This is a genomic window from Aeromonas sp. FDAARGOS 1417, assembly GCF_019046985.1.
Taxonomy (GTDB): domain Bacteria; phylum Pseudomonadota; class Gammaproteobacteria; order Enterobacterales; family Aeromonadaceae; genus Aeromonas; species Aeromonas veronii.
On sequence record NZ_CP077221.1, the window covers coordinates 1,585,334 to 1,604,693 of the forward strand.

23 protein-coding genes and 3 pseudogenes are annotated in these 19,360 nt (G+C 48.1%); 12 read left to right on the plus strand and 14 right to left on the minus strand.

Going from position 1 to position 19,360, the window contains the following annotated elements; genetic code table 11:
- Positions 1 to 213: 213 nt before the first annotated feature.
- A pseudogene (locus I6L47_RS06920) lies at positions 214 to 1,115 on the minus strand (IS5 family transposase).
- 351 nt (positions 1,116 to 1,466) lie between these two features.
- Between I6L47_RS06920 and I6L47_RS06925 the strand changes: the two are divergent.
- Positions 1,467 to 2,525, plus strand: coding sequence for a heparan-alpha-glucosaminide N-acetyltransferase domain-containing protein (locus I6L47_RS06925; protein ID WP_005351620.1), 1,059 nt, complete (start codon positions 1,467 to 1,469; stop codon positions 2,523 to 2,525).
- 13 nt (positions 2,526 to 2,538) lie between these two features.
- The gene (locus I6L47_RS06930; protein WP_216948962.1) at positions 2,539 to 3,768 is read left to right on the plus strand and encodes a DUF1214 domain-containing protein; all 1,230 of its coding nucleotides are present in this window, start codon (positions 2,539 to 2,541) and stop codon (positions 3,766 to 3,768) included.
- 42 nt (positions 3,769 to 3,810) lie between these two features.
- Here I6L47_RS06930 and I6L47_RS22480 read toward each other — a convergent pair whose 3' ends face one another.
- The 7 genes from I6L47_RS22480 to I6L47_RS06965 form a co-directional block, all read right to left on the minus strand.
- On the minus strand, positions 3,811 to 4,179 hold the full coding sequence (locus I6L47_RS22480; RefSeq protein ID WP_224970025.1) for a hypothetical protein: 369 nt from the start codon (positions 4,177 to 4,179) through the stop codon (positions 3,811 to 3,813).
- A 189-nt stretch (positions 4,180 to 4,368) separates the two neighbouring features.
- Complete coding sequence (locus tag I6L47_RS06940) at positions 4,369 to 5,184, minus strand: alpha/beta hydrolase (protein WP_120414201.1); 816 nt, start codon at positions 5,182 to 5,184, stop codon at positions 4,369 to 4,371.
- Positions 5,185 to 5,235: 51 nt separating this feature from the next.
- Positions 5,236 to 5,577, minus strand: a complete 342-nt coding sequence (locus I6L47_RS06945) for a hypothetical protein (protein WP_043123546.1) — start codon at positions 5,575 to 5,577, stop codon at positions 5,236 to 5,238.
- A 15-nt stretch (positions 5,578 to 5,592) separates the two neighbouring features.
- Positions 5,593 to 6,285 carry a cytochrome c biogenesis CcdA family protein gene (locus I6L47_RS06950; protein WP_115523135.1) on the minus strand — a complete coding sequence of 231 codons (693 nt, stop codon included), beginning with the start codon at positions 6,283 to 6,285 and terminating at the stop codon, positions 5,593 to 5,595.
- Positions 6,285 to 6,692: a thioredoxin family protein gene (locus tag I6L47_RS06955; protein WP_201944848.1), complete on the minus strand. Its 408-nt coding sequence runs from the start codon at positions 6,690 to 6,692 to the stop codon at positions 6,285 to 6,287. The genes I6L47_RS06950 and I6L47_RS06955 overlap by 1 nt, the downstream gene beginning before the upstream one ends.
- 139 nt (positions 6,693 to 6,831) lie before the next feature.
- The gene (locus I6L47_RS06960; protein WP_045790060.1) at positions 6,832 to 7,266 is read right to left on the minus strand and encodes a DUF417 family protein; all 435 of its coding nucleotides are present in this window, start codon (positions 7,264 to 7,266) and stop codon (positions 6,832 to 6,834) included.
- Between the two features lie 9 nt (positions 7,267 to 7,275).
- The gene (locus I6L47_RS06965; RefSeq protein WP_115523136.1) at positions 7,276 to 7,809 is read right to left on the minus strand and encodes a carboxymuconolactone decarboxylase family protein; all 534 of its coding nucleotides are present in this window, start codon (positions 7,807 to 7,809) and stop codon (positions 7,276 to 7,278) included.
- Positions 7,810 to 7,912: 103 nt separating this feature from the next.
- Between I6L47_RS06965 and I6L47_RS06970 the strand changes: the two genes are divergently transcribed.
- From I6L47_RS06970 to I6L47_RS22645, 4 genes and pseudogenes are all read left to right on the plus strand, one after another.
- On the plus strand, positions 7,913 to 8,734 hold the full coding sequence (locus tag I6L47_RS06970) for an AraC family transcriptional regulator (protein WP_216948963.1): 822 nt from the start codon (positions 7,913 to 7,915) through the stop codon (positions 8,732 to 8,734).
- A gap of 163 nt (positions 8,735 to 8,897) precedes the next feature.
- A pseudogene (locus I6L47_RS06975) lies at positions 8,898 to 8,999 on the plus strand (IS5/IS1182 family transposase); the annotation flags it as partial.
- Between the two features lie 103 nt (positions 9,000 to 9,102).
- Positions 9,103 to 9,447 carry a hypothetical protein gene (locus tag I6L47_RS06980; RefSeq protein WP_216948964.1) on the plus strand — a complete coding sequence of 115 codons (345 nt, stop codon included), beginning with the start codon at positions 9,103 to 9,105 and terminating at the stop codon, positions 9,445 to 9,447.
- 181 nt (positions 9,448 to 9,628) lie between these two features.
- On the plus strand, positions 9,629 to 9,889 hold the full coding sequence (locus I6L47_RS22645; RefSeq protein WP_367949203.1) for an HNH endonuclease: 261 nt from the start codon (positions 9,629 to 9,631) through the stop codon (positions 9,887 to 9,889).
- Here the strand turns inward: I6L47_RS22645 and sodC are convergent.
- From sodC to I6L47_RS07000, 3 genes are all read right to left on the minus strand, one after another.
- Complete coding sequence (gene sodC / locus I6L47_RS06990; RefSeq protein WP_179902188.1) at positions 9,879 to 10,394, minus strand: superoxide dismutase family protein; 516 nt, start codon at positions 10,392 to 10,394, stop codon at positions 9,879 to 9,881. The two genes, I6L47_RS22645 and sodC, sit on opposite strands and share 11 nt — an antisense overlap.
- Positions 10,395 to 10,428: 34 nt before the next feature.
- On the minus strand, positions 10,429 to 10,956 hold the full coding sequence (locus I6L47_RS06995; RefSeq protein ID WP_216948965.1) for an ankyrin repeat domain-containing protein: 528 nt from the start codon (positions 10,954 to 10,956) through the stop codon (positions 10,429 to 10,431).
- 115 nt (positions 10,957 to 11,071) lie between these two features.
- The gene (locus I6L47_RS07000; protein WP_302056620.1) at positions 11,072 to 12,646 is read right to left on the minus strand and encodes a catalase; all 1,575 of its coding nucleotides are present in this window, start codon (positions 12,644 to 12,646) and stop codon (positions 11,072 to 11,074) included.
- A 685-nt stretch (positions 12,647 to 13,331) separates the two neighbouring features.
- Between I6L47_RS07000 and I6L47_RS07005 the strand changes: the two are divergent.
- The 4 genes and pseudogenes from I6L47_RS07005 to I6L47_RS22595 all read left to right on the plus strand — a co-directional run.
- A pseudogene (locus tag I6L47_RS07005) lies at positions 13,332 to 13,628 on the plus strand (transposase); the annotation flags it as partial.
- Between the two features lie 246 nt (positions 13,629 to 13,874).
- Positions 13,875 to 14,060: a hypothetical protein gene (locus I6L47_RS22485; RefSeq protein ID WP_254204877.1), complete on the plus strand. Its 186-nt coding sequence runs from the start codon at positions 13,875 to 13,877 to the stop codon at positions 14,058 to 14,060.
- 18 nt (positions 14,061 to 14,078) lie between these two features.
- Positions 14,079 to 14,261 carry a hypothetical protein gene (locus I6L47_RS22490; protein ID WP_235674993.1) on the plus strand — a complete coding sequence of 61 codons (183 nt, stop codon included), beginning with the start codon at positions 14,079 to 14,081 and terminating at the stop codon, positions 14,259 to 14,261.
- A gap of 33 nt (positions 14,262 to 14,294) precedes the next feature.
- Positions 14,295 to 14,426, plus strand: coding sequence for a hypothetical protein (locus I6L47_RS22595; protein ID WP_265324541.1), 132 nt, complete (start codon positions 14,295 to 14,297; stop codon positions 14,424 to 14,426).
- A gap of 70 nt (positions 14,427 to 14,496) precedes the next feature.
- Here I6L47_RS22595 and I6L47_RS07015 read toward each other — a convergent pair whose 3' ends face one another.
- The 3 genes from I6L47_RS07015 to I6L47_RS07025 all read right to left on the minus strand — a co-directional run bounded on the left by I6L47_RS07015 (position 14,497) and on the right by I6L47_RS07025 (position 16,537).
- Positions 14,497 to 15,147 (minus strand): hypothetical protein, encoded by a 651-nt coding sequence (locus I6L47_RS07015; RefSeq protein ID WP_216948966.1) that lies wholly within the window; start codon positions 15,145 to 15,147, stop codon positions 14,497 to 14,499.
- Positions 15,148 to 15,157: 10 nt separating this feature from the next.
- A complete protein-coding gene (locus I6L47_RS07020) occupies positions 15,158 to 15,838 on the minus strand; it encodes an inovirus Gp2 family protein (protein WP_181270217.1) in 681 nt (226 codons plus the stop codon).
- A gap of 480 nt (positions 15,839 to 16,318) precedes the next feature.
- The gene (locus I6L47_RS07025) at positions 16,319 to 16,537 is read right to left on the minus strand and encodes an AlpA family transcriptional regulator (protein WP_179902194.1); all 219 of its coding nucleotides are present in this window, start codon (positions 16,535 to 16,537) and stop codon (positions 16,319 to 16,321) included.
- 222 nt (positions 16,538 to 16,759) lie between these two features.
- Between I6L47_RS07025 and I6L47_RS07030 the strand changes: the two genes are divergently transcribed.
- A complete protein-coding gene (locus tag I6L47_RS07030; RefSeq protein ID WP_216948967.1) occupies positions 16,760 to 18,262 on the plus strand; it encodes a DUF3987 domain-containing protein in 1,503 nt (500 codons plus the stop codon).
- Between the two features lie 98 nt (positions 18,263 to 18,360).
- A complete protein-coding gene (locus I6L47_RS07035) occupies positions 18,361 to 19,311 on the plus strand; it encodes a DUF932 domain-containing protein (protein ID WP_216948968.1) in 951 nt (316 codons plus the stop codon).
- The last annotated feature ends 49 nt before the right edge of the window (positions 19,312 to 19,360 follow it).

The following is a 19,360-nucleotide window of genomic DNA, read 5'->3' on the forward strand; positions in this document are numbered from 1 at the left end:
AAAGGTGGCTTCGTCTATGATTTTGACGAGTTTACACGTTGCTGCGATTACCTAGGAGGTTAATCAATAGCAGGAGCTCATGTACAGGATCTTTAGCGGCAACCAATTGAAATAGATATAAAAAGGCTTCGTTTGTGATCTGATTCTATCGCCAAACGGCGTTGTTTCCCAAATCAACCATCAAGCCACACCTGCCCCAGCCCCAAGTGACCGCTACACTCGGGGCTTTCTGAGAGGCAGGCCAAAGGTATTCAGTTTGTTTATGGCGCTTACATACGCCATGACTTCTCCCACTTGGCCGTTGTAGTTACGCAGGCTGATTTTCCCCGCCAGCAACTGCTTGAACCGATACATCGCTGCCTCTGCCAGCGAGCGACGGTGATACCCCGATATCTTCTTCCAGTGCGCCAACCTTTCCTTACGCATCACCAGCACGGCCTCATTTCTTGGGTGCCCCTTTTTCCAGAGTCCAGCGTTATTGCGAGGCGGGATACAGACTGTCGCCCCTTTGCGTGAGATAAGCTGATGGCTGGCTTTGCTGTCATAGGCACCATCCGCATAAACACGTCCCAGCTTGCGCCGCAGAGGGTTGAGCAAGGTCGGCAACACCTCGGCGTCATGGACATTTTCCAACGACACTTCTGCCGCCACGATATCGTGGGCCACCTGCAACTTGCGCCACACTCGCCGCTTCTCGGCGCCGTGTTTTCTGACCTTCCACTCGCCTTCGCCAAACACCTTCAGCCCGGTTGAATCGATAACCAGGTCGGTGATACGTCCCTTGGCGGGTTGTCGATAGGTCACTTTCACCGTGCGAGCGCGCTTGCTGACACAGCTATAGTCCGGCGCACACAGCGGCACATTCATCAACTGGCACAGGGGGTCGAGTCATCCCTGAGTGGCCCGCAGAGTGAGGTTGAAAATCCCCTTGAGCATCAGGAAGGTAGAGATGGTTTGGTCAGTGTAAAGCTAGCTGCGGCCCGCCGCCCATGATGGTCGTGGTGGAACCAGTTGTTCATGGCCTCGGTATCAACCCAGAAGGTGAGTGAACCACGATTAATCAGAGACTTGTTGTATTTAGGCCAGTTGGTGATGGGTGGAAGCGACGTGCCCATGATACAGACTTGAAGAGGATCGTGGTGATCAGATCATCGAGTCCTCAGTAAGTTCCCTTCAAACTGCATCGATTTGGGAAACAACATCATTATCGTCAAAATCCGGATACTTATTGATGCGTCCATCACTTTACCAACGCAGCTTACTCAACAGAATTTCCACATCAAAACAAAACGTTCAACACATTTGAATCATTCCCACATAAAACTCAATACAAATACCTATAAGGGAATAGCATAAAGACTATAAATATAATGACAACCCTGTAATTAATCAATGATATGCGATCTCATATGGCGCTCAAAAATCTAATAACGTACAATACTCGAACACTTCACAGGGATAAATAAATGTCGAGTAAACTTCCATTTTTAGACTTGGCTCGCGGTTTGGCTGCAATATTTATGGTGTGTACTCATGTAGTGAGTATTAACACAAAGACTCAAATTGCAGAACATTCTATCTTTGGGAGAGTTATAACATTACTAGGTGAAGCCCCTGCCGCCCCAGTATTCATGGTTGTCATGGGGATTCTATACGCATATAAGAAAGAGCATCAATTTACGCACGATATAAAGCGCTCATTTTCATTGTTTGCTAAAGGGTACTACCTTAATTTATTACGATTAGCAGTCCCCTTTACCCTCTTCTTATTTTATATGCCATTTGATACAAGTGAGCCGGATGATAAATTAACAAACTTTGCCGATGATATCATCTCGAATTTACTTGTGGTTGATATCCTACAAGTCGCAGGCCTATCATATTTGATAATGGCGATAGTCAATAAATTACAACTTAATGATGTTTGCATAACGCTTCTGATACTATTGGTTTTGGTGTACTCCCCTTTTATATGGGGCCTTGGAACCTATGTTCCATTTTGGGGAAGGTTACTCGAACCATTATGGGGTATTAATGGGGAAATGGTTTCATTCCCTCTATTCCCATGGGTCATCTATCCATTGATTGGCATGATCCTTGGTAGAAGATATAGCAATCCACTTACACTAACAACGCAGGCAATGGGGTATCAGTTTGGCTTCGGTGTATTGTTATCCTTTATTGGCATACTCATATCAAAAACTAATATCTCATTTCACTTTGGTGATTACTGGAGAACCGGTCCTGGCGGATTAATATTATACATTGGTTTTATTATGCAATGGCTTGCACTCATGTTCTTTGCATCTCCATACCTTCATAAAGGTTTTTTGAACATAATTAGTTTTATAAGCACACACATCACCAACTTCTATATTGTTCAGTGGGTTATTATTTCAGCAAGCATTGTCGTGCTTGATCAATACAAACTTGATATAACCGAGTCACTCGTAGCTATTATCATAATAATAGCAATGTCGTTTTTAATTTGTAAAAAATTACAGAAGCACAATGTAAACTTATAGTAGGAGAAAACTTATGAAAATATTTATATATATGCTAGGTTTGGTTTTATCTAGTGGTGTCTTTGCAAAGGATAATCGAGATGGGATTGCTTATTCGATAATATCACTTAATCAAAAGATCATAGACTTCGACAACTCATTGAACCTTGATAACTCCATTCGAGAGCAAGGTGTAGATTTTCTATACGACAGCTTATCTCTTGCCAGTGAAGTCTTTATCGAAAAGGCCTCTATCGGTTCCCCATCATTCGTTGATTGGATCACTACATCACGTAAAACAGCCGGTGATAACCCTTGGACACGCTATCGCTCCACAATGATCAAAGGTGAGAGCAGTTATGTTTTAGAAGGTAAAATCGGAGATACGCTTTACCTTGGCATCCAAGTTTATACATTACGTGATGGAAAGAACGTGGCTCTTCCAGAAAAAAATGTTTCAACAGACAACATCAAAGTTGGGGATAATGGAACTTTCCGTATCGAGATCGGTCCTAGAGCTGCAGCAAATGGGATCACGACTGATGCCAATGACTACATGCTGATTGTTCGCGAGTATTATGCTAATGGAGCCGTTAGAAAAAATGCTCCAGCCGAGTTGATGATCCAACAAACTGATGGTGATTTTGACACTCCATTCATTGCCTCATCATCGGATCGAATTACACGAGCCAGTGCCTTTTTGACTAGTTTGGTTGAAAGCTCGCTTGACCTCACTTCCCAGATGAGTAAAAGCAAAAATACAAGTGCAGAGGTAAACCCTAGACCTGACCTCGTTCAAGCGCTCTTTCCCACCACTGATAATCGCTATGATGGTTTCTACATTCAACTTGAAAATGACAAAGCAATTAAATTGACAGGTAAGATACCTGCCAACTTAAAGTATGCATCCATCACATATTATAATCCTTACTATGCTACTGTTGATTATGAGAAGCATAAGACATACATCACTAAAGATGAATTGGAATTAAATGCAGATGGCAGCTACGAAGTCTATATAACCAAGTTTGACATCAAAGACAAAAAAAACCTCATCACTACTCAAGGATATAACGAAGGCGTTATATCAATACGATACCTTGGCAAAGAAGAACTTGATTTTGAAACCAAGGTTATCGATGTAAATGACATACCAAACAAGGACATTAAGAAGGATGACCGTAATGGTGGTGGCGGTTCAGTACCTGCTGAGTTATTAATTCTAGGTGCTATTTACATGGCAAGAAAGAGCTTGGCAAGCTGACATTAAGCATAAAGCCACCATTACCGGTGGCTTTATGCCACCTCAATACTGACAGGTATATGGGATTTCTGTTGTAAAGCTAATGACCTTTTCTACGGACACAACTGCATCATAATCTTCTGCAAACCCATCGTTCGCCTTCCCTTCATCAACACCATAAAATTCTATATAAACCTTCGGATACATATATCCACTCTCGGCTCTAATTTTGTTTGTTGCCTTTTCAACATCATCCATAACCTGGGGTTGTTTCGCATATAACCAAAAGTCCTTTCCCCCACCACAAGGGGTAAAAGCACTTACTTCAAATCCTTCTGAATAAACACCTCTCCAAGGCTTTTGTTCTGTGACCGAACTTGAGCAACCTGTAGCAAGTGAAGCAATAAAAACTGAAAATAATAGCTTTCTCATTGAAAACTCCAATTGAATTGAGGCTTGTAACTTTCTTTTATATCATATCACCAAGTTCCCTTAAAATAAAACTATGACAATCACCCTTACTTGGGTGATGTCATTCTTCTGTCAATATCGCATCGAACATATATAAATAAGACATCGGCTCAGGCCGATGTCTTATTCTTGCTAAACCACATCATTAGTTTACGTTTTGGTTAGCCATTCAATTACTTTTTCCCCTACAAGGGTCTCTTGGCCAGCAAACCAATGATTGGTACCTGGAGCGCATAACGCAAATTCACCCGGATTCATCGGTGCCTTATCTACAGGGCCATCAATTTTCACCAGTGGCGTGTATTGAGCCTTTTCTGCAGCATCAGCATAAAGAGTTGATGAACAGGCATCATTGGTGTGATGAACAAGTAAGGTAGGTTTACCAAGTTGGCTAAAGTCAATTGCTGAAAGCCCTGTGCCACCGGGCGCTTCCTGAGGAGCATCCGCAGGTTTTGCCGCAACCTTATAGCGAGCACTGAGCAAGACTGTGGCATCAACTTCACTTGCCAAAGCACGCGACACATAACCTGCCGAAACCGAACCACGGCTATGACCCATCAGCACAACCTTCGACTTTGGATACCGTTGCTTCAACTCTGAAAGAACTTTTCTCATATCAGTGAAATGTTCTTCAGACTGTCGAAATGACTCACCAAGGCCTTTGCGGTCTGAAGGTGTGTCGATAACCGCTACTGCAAATCGGGGAGAAGTGAAAAGCTCACGCTGTTTTTCTAAAAGGTAAAATTTCTCAGCTTCAGCTTTCCCATCTTTCATCTTCAATCCGATATTACCGTTAGATGAGGGGAAAAAGACGATAAGGAATTCAGGCTCCTGACTTTTCGCCTCCCACAGTAAAACTGGCTGAGTTACACCAGTTCTGGTCTCTAACTGGATCAATTCATCTGCTTTAGCCTGAGTTGTTAATGGCAACATCAACAATGGAATTAGTTTTATTATACTTTTCATCGAATGCTCCTTATTAACAGACTGCGGTTTAGGTGGCTAGCATCATTGATGCTAGCCATTACGGCCACTACCAATGGCGATTGGAATACGATAACTAATATCATGTTCGCCAAACTGGATGTTGATTTCACCACTTTGATGACGTGGGATCTTGATCATGCTCTTCTTCATAGTAAGCATGTCGGTGGAAATAACTTCACCATTGCTATTCTTGACAATTACTTGTCCCTTTATGAAGTTGTCATCTTTAAAATTCAAGAAGAGCGACCCTGGATTGTAGCTAACTATAACATTCGCTGGATCTTTCATTACCATATCTGATGCCATCGTACTGGCTTGAGCAGTATTGAGTAGCAGCATGCTAGCGAGACCTGCAAGAATGATTTTTTTCATATGTATACTCCGTGTTTATATGGATGTAACCCAATCAGGCAACCAATTTATCGCCCAAATCTCTAATATTTTATCGAATCCGGTGAATATCATTGTGCTCAACAAAATCAGAGCGATAGCCAGAATATATTTTCCATATCTTGCACTATTACCTATTTTTTTGAGCTGCACACCAGAGGCATAACCGATCCCCACCAGAGGGAGTGCGCAACCAAGTCCAAAGGACAGCATGACAAAGAAAGCCATCACCATATTCTGTCCGGAAGATGCCAAGGCTATGGCTGTACCAAGGGTTGGCCCAACGCAAGGCAACCACACCAGTCCAAGCGACATACCTACAACGAGTTGAAAGGCAGCTCCAGATCCTTGCACATTTCCCCCTGGCATCCTGCTTACAAGCAGGGAGAGCCAGTAAGACATGCGGTCGTTCAGTGCTGGCGTTAGCAACACTGTGCCCATCAACAACATCAAGCTCGCCGAGAAGTACCTCAATATGTCTGGTGAAATCCCCAAGCTAAGCAGAATAAAGGTGATCAGGCTACCGGCAACGGCGAAGGTAACGCTGATCCCCACTGCCAGCAAAATGAGACCCGTGCGTGAGGCCTGCATGGCAGAGCTAGCCACTGCGGGTATCATGGGTAAGACACAAGGCGATAGCAGGCTGAGGATCCCGGCCATAAATGCCAGAGGAATGGATGACATATCCATTACATGGCACTCTCAGCATCTTTCAGAACTTTGAAAATTTTATCTTCACGGGTTTCCGCCACGCTAAACCATATCTGTTTATCCCCTTTATAAAGCATCAGGGTTGATTGGCGAGGCGCCTTGAAATAGGTGACCCAATTTTTCTGTGTATCGAAATTGATAATGAGCTGATTTATTTTACTATTGGGGTTGTCCTTAAAGTATGAGCTAAGGACTTTGTGCTGAGCTTTGCATGTTGGGCACCAGTCAGCATGTACCACCAATAATGTCACTTGATTTTGACGTTGAGCCTCTTTCCAAGCTTGCTCAGTAAAGTCCATGCTTTGTGCGTTATCCATTGCATTAGCAGTACTAAAAAAAAGACCAAAAACAAACGTCATAAAAATTGTGCGTATAGTTCTCTTCATCTTCTACCCTCACTTCTAGATGTTACGACTCACTTCTAAGTAGACCCGACTGACGAGTATTAACTTTCAAAGAATAAAAATTATTTTCTGGAGTAAGTCGCTAAAAAAATGCGCCCGGGAGGGCGCAAAGGCATCAGTACTATTGAGTAGTGAGCAATGCTCGGCATTGATTCAAGTAGTACCAACTCACACCCAGGAACACGATATCCTTAAGGATGAAAAACTCAGTAACGGGGACGCCATCAACCAGTTTCCAAACACCCGGTAAGGTCAACAGGAAGCTCAGGGTCGCCACGAAGGTGACTACAGCCCCCCAGCTACTCCAATAGCCGATGCGTGGCTGCCAGAGCCCTATCACCAACCCTGTGGCGATAACTATCTCAACCAAGCCGATCAGGTTGGATACCCCTTGCTCTGAAAGAAGGCTATAGAGCCAGTTCATCAGAGGATGGCTTGCCACCAGAGGACGAATGGCTGCTGCTTCGGTTGGCGTAAATTTGAACACGCCAATCCAGAGCAGGGTCAGTACTACGCCACCAAGGGCAACCAGAAAGCCTTTATCGTATCGCTGCATACAGACTCCTTAGAGGGTCAGGGCGACGATCGGGAAGTCGATCTCGGTGCCGGCAAGGTGATTGCCGTAGTTAGTCATGGTGTTGACTACTACCTGACCAAGCACCTCCAGCACTAACTCGTCATCCAGCCCGGCGTTGTAGGCATTATGTAGTTGCTCATCACTGACAACCCCCCGTTGGGTGACCAGCAAGATGGCTAGTTGCAGTAAGGCATGATCGACAGGATCTGACGCGTTACCTTGGCGGGCCTCTTTAATGTCTTCAGGCGTGAAGCCCATTTTGTCGGCCAACAGGGTATGTGCGGATAAGCAGTATTGGCATTTGTTGGCTTGGCCTATCGCGAGAGCCAGCAGTTCACGTTGGCGTGCGGTCAATCGCCCTTTGCTCAGTGCGTCAGCGAATGCCAAGAAGCCGTTGAACAGGGCTGGTGAATGGGCCAGTGTGGCATAAAGGTTGGGGACCATACCCAGGTTACGCTGCATGGCGGAAAAACTGGGAGCAACGGGCGGTGAAGGTTGGGTTACGGGTTGAATGCGGCTCATGGTAGTGCTCCTGTGGGTTCATTGAGGTGCAGAGGTAGTTTGCCGCGCATCGTGATATGGTTTATTACCCATAGTCTCTAAAAACTTACTATTCGTCTCAAATATGGATCCTCTTTCTGTTCTTCTGGCGCATACCACCCCACGCGCCCAACTGTTTTTCGCTGGCAACCTGTGCCAGAACTCCAATAGCCAAGACTATCCGGCGGGTGGCCATCTTCATTTGCTGCGAAGCGGTGAGCTCACTCTGTATCACGAGGGTGCGGAGCCGCACTTACTCACAGAACAAACACTGCTCCTCTTTCCGAGCGGGCTTCCCCACCGTATGGAACCCCGCCAACTGGGGGGATGTGACCTCGTGTGTGCCTCTGTATCTTTTGGCCAGGGAAGCACATCCCCCTTACAACTTGCGCTTCCTGATGTGTTAGTTCTGCCACTGAATGACATGCCAACACTGGCACCACTACTGAACATGTTGTTCGACGAAGCATTTGCTCATCACTATGGCCAAGAACCCCTCATAACAAGGCTGTTGGAAAGCTTATTGATCTTGCTGTTGCGCCATATGGTGGAGAAGGGGCTCTGCCAAAGGGGGATGTTGGCCGGTTTATCAGACCAACGGCTGGCACGTGCGATTGCAGCTATGCATTTACGCTCAGAAGAAGGGTGGACTGTTGCAACATTGGCACAGGAAGCCGGAATGTCCCGAGCCCGCTTTGCCGCACACTTTCAGTCACAGACTGGATTGTCGCCTCTGGGTTACCTGACCCAATGGCGGATGCTGTTAGCCTGCCAACAATTGTTGGCTGGGGAATCAATTACTCAGGTTGCGCTGGGGGCAGGATACAGTGGTAGTGTCGCGTTCAGTCGGGCGTTCGAGCGGGAATTTGGAATGAGCCCTGGACGATGGCTCAAAGCAATACAGTGAATTTGAAGAGGATCATAATCCCGCAGTGCTAGTGGGTAATTAACTACGAGTGAGTGGCTCTACAGCAACAGTGGTAGTAGCGAACCTTCCTCTTATGCGAATGATACCTATGGCCGCTATACAAGCTTTCTGTTGGTAGCGCATCAACCAATATCCAGCCTTGGGGCTATGGGAAACGGAACATCCGAGAAATAAGGTTGTGATAGTGAAACATAAGGAAGGACTGACGTACTGGATGAAGATATCGGGGTATCACCGTCGCTCGATGAGACGACGTATCGGTTTTCTGGTCGCCTAAGACCAACATAAACGGCTCGCAGAACCAGACCTATATCATCAACCTCACGCTGAGCCTGCGCAGAGATATTGTGATCTCTTACGCCGATGGGTTTATCAAGGACGTTGGTCTGGTTACGGCACCTAGCAAAGACAAATCCAAGCCCTCTGAATTCGGCAGCGCAGGCGATTCATGGTCAGATGCAGGCTGGGAGGTACCTATCGACTGGGAGTTGCTGGAACAGCCAATTAGTCCCAAGGACCATCTGGAATTGATCTCCCCCCTCCTCCATTCGAATAATTCGCCCTTGCAGGCCAGTGGTAATGGTAACCACGGTTGCTATCTGGCAAGTATAAGCGAAGCACTCAGCAACCTGGTGCTCTCATTGGCCAAGAGAATGAACCCATCTTTTGCTGATGACATCGAGCAGCACTAGGCCGAACTGGAAGGTGTGCAATCGATGCGGGCATCCAGACCTCGACCATGGACACGACAGAAAAGTTGCAGCTCGTAAAATCGCGCCATGGCCAAGACCTTTTCCGTACAAACATCGAGAAGTCGAGCCAGTTTGTTGAGTTACCGGAGTCACCGACAAAGCCCTGCTGATTGCCAGCCACATCAAGCCCTGGTCAAAATGCGACAACAATGCAGAACGCCTGTATGGGAGCAACGCCCTGCTTCTCTCACCTCACATAGACAAACTATTCGAGCGTGGCTGGATTACCTTCACTGACGCCGGCGACCTACTGTGTGCTGATCTCAGCATCGAACAAACCCTGCTGCAATGGGGCATGAGCCTACAGAGTAGCGTCGGCCATTTTGATCCCAAGCAAGTCATTTACCTCGCCCATCACCGTGAAATTATATTCATGGGATGATACCGCATACAACTCTCGGTCCACCGCCACCAAGGGGGGCTGGATGATCTGAGTGGTTGTCACCGCCTGCATGAATCATCAAAGCCTTACCACTCAGTTCCGCCAGGGTCAGGCGTGGAGCCAAAACTGGTTGAACAGCGTTACCGACCTCATCGACATAGAGAGGTGGTAAATCTCCCTTGTGGACATCATCTTGCCAGGGGGCGCCATGGCGCCCTGTTTGCTGGGGATCATAGTGACCACCCGCCGCGCCACCCGCAACGCTTTGCCCATCCTTAATACTGCTGTCGCAGCTCCCGTTTGCGTGCACATGGAATCCATGCAAACCTACAGGCAAAGAGGACAGTGCCGGAGTAAAGACTGCTCCATATGGACTTTCACTCAACTCTACTTGCCCAACGACAGCCCCGCTGGCCAGATCCTTCACTGTCACACTAGCTGCAGTGGCATTGACGCTTACTACCAACACCGCAGCAAGCATCACCTTACTCATTCGAGTATTCATCTTTCTTCCCCTTGATCTATTACATCGAGGGTAACTAATCCTCGATGTAATTGCCTTTCCCAGCACCAATTGCCAGAGCGCGAAACCGTTCGCCCTGTCCAAAATGTTCGGCAAACTGAGCCGCCGTCATCGTGCTTTTATCGGTAACAGGCTCATCAGCCCGTTTATCACTATCCCAATCACAATCAATGGCATATAGGGTTTTCGCAATACGCCATTCACCCTTGATCACCGCCCCCATTAATGCGGTATGACCTCGTTTGTCACGCAAGCAAGGGTCTGCCCCTCTTTCGAGAAGAGACTTCACTGCCTCCGACTGCCCTTGGTAAGCGGCAATCATCAGTGCGGTGTAACTCTGCTCATTGCGCTCATCGATCGGGAAGCCAGCTTTTACAAATTCATTCAGAACACTCACTTCTCCGCTGCGCGCAGCGGCAAAGAAATATTCTTGTAAGCTGACAGGCTGCAATTGCTCCGCCTCTGTCGGCTCGCTACCCCAGGCCGGTTCAGACAACCCCACAAGCACCACAAGCAAACTCAGCAGCAAACGGTTAGGTACCATCCTGCACTCCTTCAACATAGTGCCTGCAAGGCCCGGTTCATGATTGCAGGCAGGAACAAGTGGGCCCTGCAGGACTTACCGAGTTACCCCCACCGCCTGCCTGGCGGGGGCAAAATTAGAGTTTGCTCGCGAGTAGTTTGACCTGCTGCTCATCCCCCTTAACGGCACGAGTTAGGGCAATACCATATTCACTATCTGCTTTGTAAAAGTGGGCCAGCATCTTGTGCTTCACTCCACTGTCACGCACCGCACCGAGATCGGCAGCCAAGTTGCGCACGAGATTAGTCTTTCCTTTAGCATCGAGAGAACGATAGAAATTGCCGGCCTGGCTGAAGTTATCGGTTTTCTCGATCTGCTTTTGCTGAACTGTCCCCTCTAGCGCAGTCGTTACTGCACGCGCCTCTGCCACCATGGTCTTAGGTGCCTGGCTGCTCGGTTCATAGTTCACGTTGCTGATTGTATTTCCAATGTTCATGGCACCATCCTGGTTGTTACTCACAACCGGCACCAATGGACGGTTGATAGGCAACTGTTGATGGTTTGCTCCGAGACGGTAGAACTGGGTGTCACTGTAGGCGAACAGACGCCCCTGAAGCAGACGGTCTTCGGAAGGTTCGATACCAGATATCAGGTTGGCCGGAGCAAAGGCAGACTGTTCGGTTTCCTGGAAAAAGTTGTCAGGCATTCGATTGAGGGTCATGGTCCCTATCTTCTGCTCAGGTACCCCCTCCCACACCTTAGTAGCATCCAGCGGGTTGTAGCTAAAGTCGTTCAGCTGAGAGGGCTTTAACACCTGAATAGCCAGATCCCATTTCGGGTAATCGCCGGCCTTGATTGCACTGTACAGATCCCGGGTCAGATGGTTGAAATCCTGACCCTGCACCTTAGCGACCTGGTCTAGATCCAGACTGCTCACCCCCTGCCGGCTGCGCCAGTTAAATTTGACGTAATGCACATCGCCCTTGGCGTTGACGAACTTGTATGCATGCACGCCGAAGCCATCCATTTTGCGATAGCTGGCTGGGGTACCGAGATCCGAGTAAACCTGGGTCAGCATATGAGTAGAGGCCGGATCCTGACTCATGAAGTCAAACACTCGGTTCGGGTCTTGAATATTGTCGACCGGTGAAGGCTTAAGAGAGTGGACCATATCGGGAAACTTGATGGCGTCACGGATGAAGAACACCGGTAGGTTATTGCCTACCAAATCCCAGTTGCCCTGGTCGGTATAAAACTTGGTAGCAAAGCCCCGTGGATCCCGGAGGGTCTCTGGACTATGTTGGCCATGAATAACTGTGGAGAAGCGAACGAAAACAGGGGTTTTCTTGTTCACGGCTGAGAATAGGCTTGCAGAAGTGAGCTCTGGAATAGCATGGGTCACTTCAAATTCGCCATGGGCGCCAGTACCTCGGGCATGAACAACCCGCTCGGGGATCCGCTCCCTGGCAAAGCGCTGCAATTTTTGGATGAGATGCACATCTTGCAGCAAGACAGAACCATTCTCACCGGCCGTAGTAGAATGCTGATTATCACCTACGGGCGCACCGTTATCGCGGGTGAGGACATCAGCTTGAACGTACAATGCAAGGCCCGACATGAGAGCAATTGTCAATTTTGTCATTATTTTCATTTCTTCCCTTATTTTTTCTAGATTTATCCCTGCCTGCGTGCTCAATACTATGCCAGCCATGCATTCTAAAAAAACGATTAAATTCGATTAAATTGTTCTATTTTTACGATTAGGTTTAACTGTGGCTGAAATGAGTGAGAAAGAAATAGGACACCAACAAGGCTTTGCTGATTGATGGCCATACAATGCCGAGCGACTTGATGGCGATAACGGCCTATAGCCCTGCCCTCACATCGGCAAACTGTTTGGTGGTGAGTGGGTAACCGTGACCGACCCCGGCTATTTGCAGTGCGTAGACAAAAATAAGTATTGAGGCAATGGGGAATCAGCTACCCCTCAATGTTGGAATACTCAACGTTAAACAACTCGAGTATCTCGCTTGTCACAGAAGCGAAATATATCGGTCCGCACCGACCTCGGAGTAATGGGAAATAGTCCCTCACCGCGGCATATTTGCTACCAGTTTCCTCAGCTTTTTGACTACAACTTCATCTTTAGGCTGAGGAATCACTACGACTTTGGGTTTGGGTGGTTTAGGGAGCTTGGCCGGCTTCGGTGGCCCCATGGGCGCCCTGGTGATTTTTATCACCCGAACCATCACCATGACCTTTACTTGCCCATCACTGATAATGCACTTCTCCCGCTTGAACTCTGAGGGGCGTTGTTTCCCAAATCGATGCAGTTTGAAGGGAACTTACTGAGGACTTGATGACCTGATCACCACCCTCCTTTTCAAGTTTGCATAATGGGCTCGTCGCTTCACCCCATCACCAACTGGCCTCAATACAACAGGTCTTTGATTAACCGTGGTTCACTCACCTTCTGGGTTGATACCGAGGCCATGAACAACTGGTTTCACCACGACCATCATGGGCGGCGGGGCCGCAGCCAGCTCTACACCGACCAGACCATCTGTACCTTCCTGATGCTCAAGGGGATTTTCAACCTCACTCTGCGGGCCACTCAGGGACGACTCGACTCACTGTTCGAGTTGATGAACGTACCGCTGTGCGCACCGGACTACAGTTGTGTCAGCAAGCGCGGAAATTATTGAGATAGAGTCTCTTTGGTATTTGTGAGCGTGTTCACAAATGGCTTAGCAACCCCCTCGGGCCAATAGCACCTCTCACTCATTTGATCCTGTGGGTAATTTGAATCGCAGCTTCAGCGAGTGTCGCGCGGAAAATCAACGTAACCGTTCACCTGCGGGGGCTTGACGCACACAATCCGGCACGGCATAACAGGCCGATATGGTCGTGTCGGCCAGCGGATAGAACAGGGCCGCCAGTTGGTCATCATCAAGCTCGGTGGGCAAGGACAGGCCGAGCGCCTGGGCACTGTTGAGGAGTTTCTAGATGGAGCTGACTACGCATCCCTCAGCTCAGAGGAGCAGAGCGGCAGCAATATCGTGCCCCATACCCTGGTCTATGACGGGATCCGCTGGCACGTTCGCGCTTACTGCGAGAAGAAATGAGTGTATCTGGATTTTGTGATGAGCCGGTTTCGTGGGGAACCTGAGCTACTGGATACCTCCCCTCACGGCCGGGATAAGGGTCTTGAGTGGAACACTCAGGTCACTGCGTTGGTCATACCCAATCCAACCCTCAGCGCAGGACAACAGGCCATCATTGCCAGTGACTATGTCATGCCAGATGGCAAGCTGCTGCTCAACTAGCGCATCCCTTTGATGCATTACGCGCTGGAGCGCATGCAAGTGAGCTATAACGGCGATCATGAACAGCATCCGCTGCTCTACCCGCAGGTGCTGGCAAACCGGGACGAGTTGGTAGCCAAAGGTTGCATCTTCAAGCTCCGAAGCCCGGATTTACACGAGAGTTAAGGGCTTTATGATGTCCCACATAAGAACGTGAATAAAGGAGGGAGCAAAGGCTCCCTCCTGCAACCAAGACTTAAAAATAACCCACCTCCTGCTTTTTGATGTGACGACCGCAGAAATACTCCGCCTGTGCAGCGTTATCACCGTATAGCCGGTGGCCACTCATTAGCCATTCAAATACGGTTAAGGCAGTGTCCTCTTGGTCGATGCAGTGGTACGCCACACGCCCCAAACCTGGCTCCATAGGAAGCCGCTCTACTTCTTTGCAGAAACGAAAGCGCCGCAAGATACACTCACGCCAGTATTCTGCCACTCGATAGGCAAACCACTCAGGCCTTGTCACTTGCTTACAGTCACTGAATAAGAAGACCATGCGCACCAACGTCATGTCGTGAGAGCGACTCACACGGCAGACAACACACTCCAAGTCTTTAAATAAAACTTGAGTTTTGGAGTCACACACCAACCAAGTGGACATCCACTCTGTCGCAGTGCAAACATCATTAAAATGCCGGGCACCGAAATAGATTTCCAAACTAAACGCATAACGCGTCGATACTGGGTCAGTTGCCTCCCACCACAATAGCTGCAGAATATCCTTCGTCAGGACTGGCTTTAGATCATAATGCGCTAAACCGCCGCATACAGTAGGCATATGGATATACTGCTCAAACTCTGGCTGTACCTTTTCTCCTACTACTTCACTCTTGTTAATTTCCGTCATCTTACTCTCCTTACTTTCCAAAAAGCTGACTACTACCAAAATTACGCTGACCGGGAACCTTTGTTCTGGTCTTAGCTAGATACGCGGCTCGCAATAAAAACTCGCGATACGCTGGGGAATGTACAGTCGCAGCACGGCGGTCAAATACGTACGCAGGGTTCTTCGGAAAATGCACTAAAGACGCATAGTCTGGATGGGCAAGCCCAAGGGCACTACACCAAGCACGCTGTATTCTAAGGGACATGTTGTCGGTAGCAGCGTTACGGTAGGTCCCCAAGTGTGCATAGATGTCTTTATTAAAGAGCAGCACCACGTGGTAATGCTGGCTCGCACTCGAGTCCTGCTCGCGCACCCAGATATATGCAGGAAAGGCTGTCGGTCCTCGCCTGCCTTTACGGTAGTGGTCTGCTACCAATTGGCTTTTAAGTGCACAAAAGAAACGTGTAATTACCGCTGAGTCCTGCCGAGGAAAGCACAGTGGTATATCAGGCTCCTCCTGCAAATTAGTTTGTGGTAAACGCAAGTCCACACGCACGGCAAACACACGGGGATATATATCCAAGCAGTTTGTAATGACCTGTGACAACTTGGTTAAGTAATAGGGTGAAACACTCCCATAACGCTGCTCAGCTGCAGCAAGCAGGTTATGGAGCTCCTCTGGGCTAAGCTGGTAGCCCAACGATGAATTCATCTCGCCTCCTTTTCGGCAGGCATGGTTAACCCCATGCCGATTTACATGTTGATTTTGTGGATGAGTCAGGAGTGGCCGTGCAAGTCCACTCATCCATTAAGTGGATGATGTAATTTATTACAGTAGGACGTCAGTACAGAGGGTATGTAGCCCTAGCGGACATACCCATTGAGTCAGGCCTGAGCAATGCTGCGTAGGCTGTACAGCCACTTAGTGTGGCTGATATTTCCGTGTTGGGCTGCTGGTATAGAAGAACGTGTTGGTAGGTACGTAACAAAGAGAGTTCTGTTGATATGTATACTGATGTTGATAGGTATGCTGTTGCTTATAGGTTTCTGCGGTTGATAGGTATATTACATATACCGACAATTCCTCCTGTCATTCATTGCAGCGATATACACATTTGTTGCAACCAACAGGCCATGTTTCCTTAGGGGGTAAATACAAGCCTTACTCTGAAGTTATATTCCAGCACCAACGTCATGCGGTCGTCGCTGCGAAGCGGGACAATATCCAGTCGTCAATCTCGGACTCCAACCAGCCCACACTGTGTTGTCCTATCTTTACCCGTTTGGGGAATGTCGGGGAATAACGAGGAGAGCGTTCATTCATCCAGTCATACAGCGTACTACGAGCAATATTGAGCTTGTACAACACGTCCTTTAAACGCAGCACTCGTACAGGTCGATGGTTTGTCATGGTCTTGCACTCCTGATAGTGATATGGATAACGCCGGGTAAGCTCACTTGCCCTACAAGAACTCACTCAGGTCTCATTCATCGAGCCCAGCGCGTTCTCATATCACTGTCCTACGCCGTAAGTTTTGACATATTTCACACAACCCCATCATGGCAACTCCAGTTTCTTGCTAATGAGTAGCAGGAATGAGAGCTTGGCATACTAACAAATGGAGTCACTCGCATGCATCGTCGCGAACCACCGCCCTCTTATCACTATCCTCGGCCCAACAGTTTAATGTGCAATCTCCTGCCCATGGAACTGCAACACGTTGTCATCGAGGTACGTCAACTCACTCAGGCAGATGATGACATCATCATCAACAGCATGCTCAATGCCATGGCTATTGCCGTGCAAGCAACCACCGACATATATAATCCCCTTACCGAAAAGCCCATTCCACTCTCACTTTATTGCGTCACGGTAGCTGATTCAGGCACACGTAAAACCACAGTGGACAATATATTTTCAGCACCATTTCAACGCTTTGAACAAGCACAGCAAAAAAGCAATCAACAATCAAAAGAAAAACATGAACACGAAAAAATTATTCATCAGATAAAGCTCAAAGCACTCAAGGCCAAACTAAGAAAAGCATATGCCAGTGATGACAGCTCTGCCGCCAAAATAATTGAAGATGATATTTTTAAGTTAAATCAGCGAGCCCCATCACATATATCTTCACCTGTTATCTTGGTCAGAGACATCACACAGTCTGCATTAATGAAAGAGCTGTGCGCACCATGGAATAATATTTGTTTGAGCACTGATGAGGCAGGACAAATTCTCAACAGCAAAAATTTCTCCACACCAAGCTTTTATAACGACCTCTGGGATGCAAAAGAAATATCAATGACACGCGTAGCATCCGGACGTCAAGCTGTGAAGGATTATCGATTTAGCATGAACCTCATGTTACAGCCCTCACTTTTTGCGAAGTATGTTCGTCGTCATGGCGAGTCTGCTCGAGAGAGTGGCTTTTTTGCTCGTTGTCTATTTGCATTGCCTCGTCCGTTATACCGCGCCAACCATCCTTTAATAGAATCGCAACAAACACCTCATCTCACCAAGTTTCTTACGCGAGTGGAGTGTATATTAAATGAAGCTTACCAGTGCTTTATTTCAAAACAATACTCCGAGCGCCGTTCATTAAGAGTAGATAATGATGTAGCACTGTATTATTTGGAACATGAGAAATCGAAAATGCTGGCAAATAATTCATCTAATGCTATGCTGGATACCCCTCAATTTATACAGCGTGTAACTGAGCATGCGTTACGATTAGCAGGGGTCATGCATGCATTTTCATTCGATGAAGACTCTGTTTCTGATATTATTCTGGACGCGGCAATCAAAATGACCATGGAATACTCGTACCGATATCAACAGGCGATAGATTACACTGAGTTGACAGTTCAGCTAGTTGACAACTTACTAACTTTTATTATTCAGTATGCGAAACCTCATCATTTGTTATCAATCCCAGCCATTAGTAAAACTCTACTACTGCAAAGAGGCCCCTCTAAATTACGTAAAAAGGAACAATTAGATACAGCCTTGGCTATATTGCAGCACAACCAGGAAATTAGCATTCATCGTATATCCAATGGTGTTTTCATTGCGCCAACACGCCCATCATTCGCGCCTGCTCTTTCCGCACCTCATGTACCTGGCTGCAGCCTTTAAAGGCTGCTTTTAGATATTATCCCAGGATATTTCAAACCTATATCACCTCCATGAGTTAGCAGGCTGAATGTCTGCATTTCACAACTCCTGGAGGAAGTATGGCTCACTTAATTGACACCATGGCTTACACCGGCCAAACCCCGTGGCATGGCCTTGGCAATGTTTTTCCCCCGCAACAATCTCTCGATATCTGGCTGCAAGCAGCCGGGATGGATTGGACCATTGAGCAGAGCGACGTGATGTTTAACGTCGCCTCTGACGCGCTGCATATCCGCCCCTACAGCGACAGCAAGGTACTTTACCGCTCCGATACCCTCGTCCCCCTGTCGGTGGTCTCAAGCCGCTACAACGTGGTCCAGCCTCACGAGGTGCTGCACTTCTACCAAGACCTGGTGCAAGTCGGTGGCTTTGAGCTGGAGACCGCAGGCTCGCTCAAAGGCGGCCGCAAGCTGTGGGCACTGGCCAAAACTGGTCAGGATCTCAAGCTAGCAGGTGGGGACTTGGTGAAGTCCTATCTGCTGCTGGCGACCAACTGCGACGGGACGCTCTGCACCACGGCGCAATTCACCTCGCTGCGGGTGGTCTGCAACAACACCCTGGAGATGGCGCAGCGCGGCGCTACCAGCGCCATCAAGGTGCCTCACTCCACTCTATTCGATGCCACTGCCGTCAAAGAATCGCTCGGGCTGGGGCTGTCCCACTGGGATGAGTTCAAGACGCAGACCAAGGCACTGGCGCAACGGCCCGTGGCCCCTGAAGAAGCGCTGCGCTTTTTCAGCGACCTGCTGGCGCAGCCGCTGGATGAGGAGAACATCATCCTCACCAAGCCGTTGCAACGACTGCATGAGCTCTATCAGGGCGCGGGTATGGGCTCAGAACTTGCCAGCTCCCGCAATACCGCCTGGGGGTTGGTCAATGCTGTCAGTGAATACGTGGATCACCATCGCCGTGCCCGCAGCCAAGATCACCGGCTCGATTCCGCCTGGTTTGGGCAGGGCGCCCAACTCAAATCCCAAGCCCTGGATCTCGCTCTCACGCTACTGCAATAGCCCCACCTGACGGTGACATCGCACCTCGACAATCCCGCTGTTTAGCGAC